This window comes from Pantoea sp. B9002 (assembly GCF_013385945.1).
GTDB lineage: Bacteria > Pseudomonadota > Gammaproteobacteria > Enterobacterales > Enterobacteriaceae > Pantoea.
In genome coordinates, this window is sequence record NZ_JACAPA010000097.1 from 1 (window position 1) to 347 (window position 347).

The 347-nt window shown below is 58.8% G+C and carries 1 protein-coding gene; it reads right to left on the minus strand.

Annotation, left to right across the window (positions count from 1 at the left end):
- Positions 1 to 80: 80 nt before the first annotated feature.
- Positions 81 to 290 (minus strand): 4-oxalocrotonate tautomerase family protein, encoded by a 210-nt coding sequence (locus HX773_RS25345; protein WP_176973802.1) that lies wholly within the window; start codon positions 288 to 290, stop codon positions 81 to 83.
- Positions 291 to 347: the final 57 nt, after the last annotated feature.

The window sequence follows — 347 nt, forward strand, 5'->3', positions numbered from 1 at the left end:
ATGGGAGCCGGCCTGCTGGCGATGGTATCGACGCGATCTCCTGCCGGACCGCGCTGCCTGGATCGCCGGCAAGCCGGCTCCTACAGTTTGGATTCGGCCTTCAGAATTTCGGTGGTGCTCAGGCCACCGTGTCCCCAGTTATCGGTATCGATCTCCTCGATCACCACATGGGTCAGGTCCGGCGCCTTGCCGAGCACCCTTTCCAGGGTATCGGTGATTTCGGCGATGACCTGGGCTTTCTGCTCACGGGTCACGCCCGTACGGGTAATGCGCACACTGACAAAAGGCATGTTGTTCTCCAAGGGATTGCGTCCATGTTGAACTCACTGTATTGATCAACCTTGGCT